This window comes from Alitiscatomonas aceti (assembly GCF_025567195.1).
Taxonomy (GTDB): Bacteria; Bacillota; Clostridia; order Lachnospirales; family Lachnospiraceae; genus Alitiscatomonas; species Alitiscatomonas aceti.
Window position 1 is genome coordinate 1 of sequence record NZ_JAOQJF010000061.1, and the last position, 5,921, is coordinate 5,921.

Consider the following 5,921-nt stretch of genomic DNA (forward strand, 5'->3'; position numbering starts at 1 on the left):
AATTAAGCGACAGAGATACTACCAATCTCTGGAACAGGCTGCATAGGCAGTGATATCTTTGAGATAAATGTGTCAACCAATATTGACAATATCAGTGGGTGGCTTATGAGAAAGAACAGCTTGCTGCTGTCATGCTGGAACATGGGATTGAGTGGGAGAAGAAAGGCACACATGAAAAGAATTTATCTGTCCTGGATTTTGAGAAAAAGGAGCGGGCAAAGGAAGTTGCTGAACTGGAAGCGAAAAAAGTGGAATTGCAGGAAGAAAACGCTACTTTTCAAGAAATCAACGAAGATTTGCATGAACAGTTGTTACAGGTTGATGATGAGATTCGTTCCTTACAGGAAGATTTGCAGGAGTCCCGGCAGGAAGCAGAGAAAGCGCAGAAACAGGCGGACAAATACCAGAAGTGCATGAATGAACTTGCTCCTATGGTAAAGAACATGGAGAAGCTGGCGGCAGACTTTTCCGCAGATCCGGAGCAGACACTTCCAGAAGCGGCGGTTATGGAATCTTCAAAGTCGTATCGGGAGAAGAAAGCAAAACCGCTGGTAAAGAAAATCATACAAGTCATGCGCTCTGTTTATTCGGCATATCTGGATATTTCAAATAAGTTTACAAAGCTGCAAGCTGCGTATAACAGGGAACGGAGCGGAAACGAGCGGCTGACAAATAGGCTGGAAGAAGTCTTGGAGGAAAACCGGGAATTGAGGATAGTGGCGGCAGATTTTGGGCGTATAAAAGCTGTGGTCGGCTCTGAACAGGTTAATGCTGTGATTGACCGGGCAAAGCAGCAGGAACAGATAGAAGCCGAGCGGAAACAGGCTGCAAGGAGAAAACACAATCGGGAAGCCCGCTAATAGGTGGAGGGCTGCTTAAAGCCCTCTTAGCTGCCATGAAGCGAATCCATGCCAGTTAGTCAAGAGCGATTTATAGGAAATCCATTTGTATTTATGCTTGGCATACGATATAATAAAAGCAAATACTTAGTGAAGCGGGTGGAAATATGAATGTTGATGTCTATAATAAAATAAAAGAATTGGCTGATAAATATGCAGAAGAACTAAAAAATCAAGTTGATTTACGCATTGAAGAAATGAAACTGGATGATACTTCACATTATTTGTTATATAGAGTTCTGGGTGTCACAAATGAGGAAGGAAATTTAATTGATCTTTATCAGAATAAAGGGCGGTTCTTATATAAATATGCAGGGGCATTTTTAGAAGAAGCGGCAGTCTTATGCATTAAACATAAATATGCTTATGCTTCAAAAGTGAAAATTAAAAATACGTTAGGCATTAGACCTAAAGCGTTTGAGATTGATTGTTTAGTTGATAATTTGGCACACGAAATAAAATGGAGAGATGCTACAACTGATGGGGATCATATTACAAAAGAACATACGAGAGTAAAAGTTATTAGCGATAAAGGCTATATTCCTATCAGAGTGATGTTTTATTATCCACAGCGCACTCAAGCACAGAAAATACAAGATACATTGAAAACATTGTATCAAGGGATTGGTGGTAAGTATTATTATGGGGATGCAGCTTGGAGATATATTGAAGAATTTACAGGGATTAATTTACTTGAGATACTTGAATGTATTGCACAATCCAGGGAGTGAGGGTATAAGTGGTAATTTGCGATGATTGTTTAAACATATTAAAAAAAATAGAGGATAATACTATTGATATGGTATATTTAGATCCGCCTTTTTTTTCACAGAAGATTCAGTGCATGAAAGATTCCAATGGAATTGAGTATAGGTTTTCTGATATTTGGGAAACAAGAGGTGAGTACATTGAATATATAAGAATTCGTATTGAAGAAATAAAAAGGGTATTAAAGGAAACAGGGAGTGTTTTTTTACATTGCGATGATTCTGCTTCGCATTACTTGCGAATGATTTTAGATGATGAATTTGGAGAGAACAATTTCAGGAGTGAAATTATTTGGGTATATAAAAGATGGTCTAACGCAAAAAAAGGATTACTTCCTGGTCATCAGACTATATTCTTTTATTCCAAAACTAGTAATTTTAAGTTCAATACAATTTATAAGGAATATTCGCCTACTACTAACATAGATCAAATTCTACAAGAGAGAGTACGAAATAGTGAGGGAAAAGCGAGTTATAAATATGATAAAAAGGGAAATGTTGTAATAGCTAAAGAGAAGAAAGGAGTGCCTATGTCAGATGTGTGGGAAATTCCCTTTTTAAATCCGAAGGCGAAAGAAAGAACTGGCTATCCCACACAAAAACCGATTGAATTGCTTGAAAAGATAATTCAAATAAGTACAGACGAGGGAAATTTGGTTTTAGATCCATTTTGTGGAAGTGGAACTACGCTGGTAGCAGCGAAAATGTTAAATAGAGATTTTATAGGAGTTGATAAAAATCCTAGTGCTATTGAGTTATGCAATCGAAGATTAGCTGAACCAACTAAGACTGTGTCCAGATTGTTACAAGTTGGGGTGGATGCATATAGAACTAAAACTGATGAAGAATTAGCAATATTAAATATGTTGGGATGTGATGTGGTACAGAGGAATAAGGGAATAGATGGATTCCTAAAAAAGTTTTATTTAGGTGCACCTGTCGCTGTAAAAATACAAAAATCATATGAAAGCTTTTCAGAGGCAATTAATTTACTTAATAATGCTGGAAAGAAAAAAAAGTGTAGTTTTACTGTGATGATTCGAACGTCCGAAGGTTTGGTGGACAGTGAGATACCGATACCGTCAAATATGATAGTGATTGATGGACTTGATTTGCAGTTGAACGCAAGTTTATTAAAGGCATCAAATAATTATAACAAGAGATTGATGCGAGGGTAAAGAAGAAAATTTGAGGAGAACTTATGAAGAATATAATAGAATTCCCGAAAGTTTTTATTTCGTATGCGTGGGGAACGGAAGATTATCAGGCCAAAGTCCTTTCTTTTGCAACAGATTTAATGAATGATGGTATTGACGTTGTATTAGATCGGTGGTCACTAAAAGAAGGAAATGATACATACGCATTTATGGAACAAAGTGTTACAGATTCAACAATAACAAATGTTCTTATATTACTCGATCCTAATTATGAGAAAAAGGCTAATACAAGAGATGGTGGAGTGGGAACAGAAACGCAAATTATTTCACCAGAAGTCTATAATAAAGTTAGACAAGAAAAATTCTTACCGGTAGTTTTTGAACGGGGAGAAAATGGGGAAATTCCGAAGCCGCAATATTTAAAAACTATGCTTCATTTCGATTTATCACAAGACGAAAAATATGATTTGGAATATCAAAGGTTAGTAAAGCGGTTATACGGAATAGAGATAGTAGAAAAACCAGAACTGGGGAAAAAACCATCGTGGATAGAAGAAAAGTCTTCTATTACAACTAAAACTCGTACAAGGTATGAAATTTTAAAGCAACAGAAATCGGATAATGTAAAAAAGGATGAATTTAGGAATTTTTTGTTTGCCATAAAAGAAAAAATAGTAAATTTTAGCAAGGACAAATTGGGGAATAGTATATCAGCAGAAGAGTATATAGAGTTATACAGTGAAACAAAAGTATTTAGAGATGATTTTTTGCATTTACTAAAGTATTCATTTTATGTACCAGAATCCTATAAAGCCGTGGCATCTTTTATGGAAGAAATATGTGGGGAGATAAAAAATAAAAATGGATATGAAGGCGAAGTTACAAAGACTTTATTACATGAATTATTCATTTACATAGTGGCGTTCTATTTCAAAAATAAAGATTATGGTGCGTTATCTTATACCTTATCAAAAACATATTTTGTTGGTAAATATAGCTATGATGATGCTCAGAGTTTTGATGTTTTTTATGATAACAATGAGAATTTTGATAGAGCTGTGTCGCAAAGGGATGGGAAAAATTATTATTCAGGAACAGCTAGTTATTGGATTGATAATATTAATGTAGAAGTATGTAATAAAAATGAGTTTGTTTTTGCCGATGTCTTTTGTTACAATGCTTCTATGTTTGTTGAAAATTATACCGATGGATGGTTTTGGTTCCCAATAACATACATATACAGTAGAATGGAATATGGAAATAGTCTTTTTAGACAGTTCGCAGTTCGATTAAAATCAAAAGAGCATTTACAAGAAATTGCTCAAATAATGGGATTTTCAGATGCCGAGGCATTTAAGAAAAAATATATTGAAATTGAAACAAAAATGAAACAGGGGAATTTCAGAGAATATAGATATAATAGCGCATTTGAAACTGCACCAGTAATATGCCAATTTATCAAGGCAGAGGAATTGGGGATTAGAAATTAGTGGCAACATTTTGGCAACAGAAAATCAGCAAGCCAGAATAATTGATGTAATTGAAGAAAAAAACAGTGTGTATTTGCATGAAACTTAAATAAATATAGTTAATAACAACAAAGGACACGCCGAGTTTGAATAGTAAACAGAGGGCCGGGGAACCGTATAAACAGCGGATCCCCGGCTCGTTGACTTTGAGGACTCCCTTCCAAAACTACCACATAAAAATACGATCAGTTTCCTTCCTCCCCAATCTGTACCATCTTAAATCCCTCTCCATGAACCTCATTGGATTCCAGCACGATCAAAAAGGAATCCGGATCGGCTTTCTTTACAGCCTGCTGCACCTGGAACATTTCTTTGTTGTTGCAGGCGCACATCACGACCTGCTTTTCTTTTCCATGATATCCACCCTGGCCCTTTAAAATGGTGGTTCCCCGTTGACAGCATTCATCGATCACTTCACAGATCTGAGGGCCATGATCTGTAACGATCAATGCAAGCTTCCCGGCATTGATTCCATACATCAACTTATCTACTGCAACAGCAAAAATAAAATTCACAACCATTCCATAAATGATACCGTCTATATCCCGGAATAAAATTCCGCCGACCAGAATGATTCCCACATCAGACCAAAATGCGATTTTTCCAAGAGACAAATGCGGTTTGATGGCTTTCACTGCCATAATAATAAAGTCGGATCCACCGGTAGAGGAGTTTTTTGAATAAATCAATGCATATCCGATACCGCCAAATACACCTGTACAAAGGGCTGCTAATAGTCGGTCACCCTCATACACCGGAAACAATGGTGCCACATAATCGATCATCAAAGAAGAGAGCACCATGCATCGTAAAGAACTGATAAAGAACTTTTTCCCGAGAAGCCGATAGCAGACAATAGCCAGCGGGATATTCAATACAATGGTTGAAAGTCCGATCGGAATATTCAGCAACCGGTATAATATGATAGAAATACCTGAAAATCCGGTCATTGGAAACTTTGCCTGCACAGCGAAATTATAAATTCCAGCTGCAATAAAGACACTTCCTATGAATTCCCAGAGTAATTGCGTTGTAAATACTTTTGCCTTTTGCATAGAAAACTGTGTTTTCATAACTTTAATACCTCCATTTCATAAAAAAGAGCGAAGGGGGCTGTCGGGAAATAGATAGTCTAAAACAGGGCCGGCTGTGACTTATGTGAGTCACAACCGACCCTGAAATTTTTTCATAAAAAAGAGAAAAAGATGGCTAACGACAACCATCTTTTCCCCGTTCCATGTTATAATGGAACTATGCTTAAACAAGATTATTATAACGACTTTTTTGATTTTGGGCAACAGAAAATTAACTTCAGCTTCTTCGAATTGCATTTACCCGACGACGATCCTGTCTATACCCTGAAAAAAGTAATGGAGGAATTGGATTTTTCAGGCCTGCTGGCCTGTTGTTCAGACCAGGGAAGAACCGGGTACAATCCAATCCCGTTTTCCGTCGTAGTACTAGGAAAGTTCCGTCGTTTTCTTCTCGTCATTTTTTTATCTCTTTTCCTGCATCTCGATTTTTCCTTTATTTACAGCAAATTTTCAATGCCCTTTTGGGGCTTTTTTT

The 5,921-nt window shown here is 36.7% G+C and carries 5 protein-coding genes and 1 pseudogene; 5 read left to right on the forward strand and 1 reads right to left on the reverse strand.

The features are described from left to right. Window positions 1–92: 92 nt before the first annotated feature. From OCV69_RS16190 to OCV69_RS16205, 4 genes and pseudogenes are all read left to right on the forward strand, one after another. A pseudogene (locus OCV69_RS16190) lies at window positions 93–860 on the forward strand (plasmid recombination protein); the annotation flags it as partial. Between the two features lie 146 nt (window positions 861–1,006). After that, the gene (locus tag OCV69_RS16195) at window positions 1,007–1,630 is read left to right on the forward strand and encodes an ApaLI family restriction endonuclease (protein WP_158360282.1); all 624 of its coding nucleotides are present in this window, start codon (window positions 1,007–1,009) and stop codon (window positions 1,628–1,630) included. A gap of 68 nt (window positions 1,631–1,698) precedes the next feature. Then, the gene (locus OCV69_RS16200; protein WP_158360285.1) at window positions 1,699–2,844 is read left to right on the forward strand and encodes a DNA methyltransferase; all 1,146 of its coding nucleotides are present in this window, start codon (window positions 1,699–1,701) and stop codon (window positions 2,842–2,844) included. 23 nt (window positions 2,845–2,867) lie between these two features. Beyond that, window positions 2,868–4,313, forward strand: a complete 1,446-nt coding sequence (locus tag OCV69_RS16205; protein ID WP_158360283.1) for a toll/interleukin-1 receptor domain-containing protein — start codon at window positions 2,868–2,870, stop codon at window positions 4,311–4,313. A 224-nt stretch (window positions 4,314–4,537) separates the two neighbouring features. Here the strand turns inward: OCV69_RS16205 and OCV69_RS16210 are convergent, their stop codons facing one another. Continuing rightward, entirely contained in the window at window positions 4,538–5,425 is an 888-nt protein-coding gene (locus OCV69_RS16210) for a YitT family protein (RefSeq protein WP_158360284.1), read from the reverse strand. A gap of 180 nt (window positions 5,426–5,605) precedes the next feature. Here OCV69_RS16210 and OCV69_RS16215 point away from each other — a divergent pair. Next, on the forward strand, window positions 5,606–5,921 hold a 316-nt coding region (locus OCV69_RS16215; protein ID WP_470207090.1), incomplete at its 3' end, for a transposase.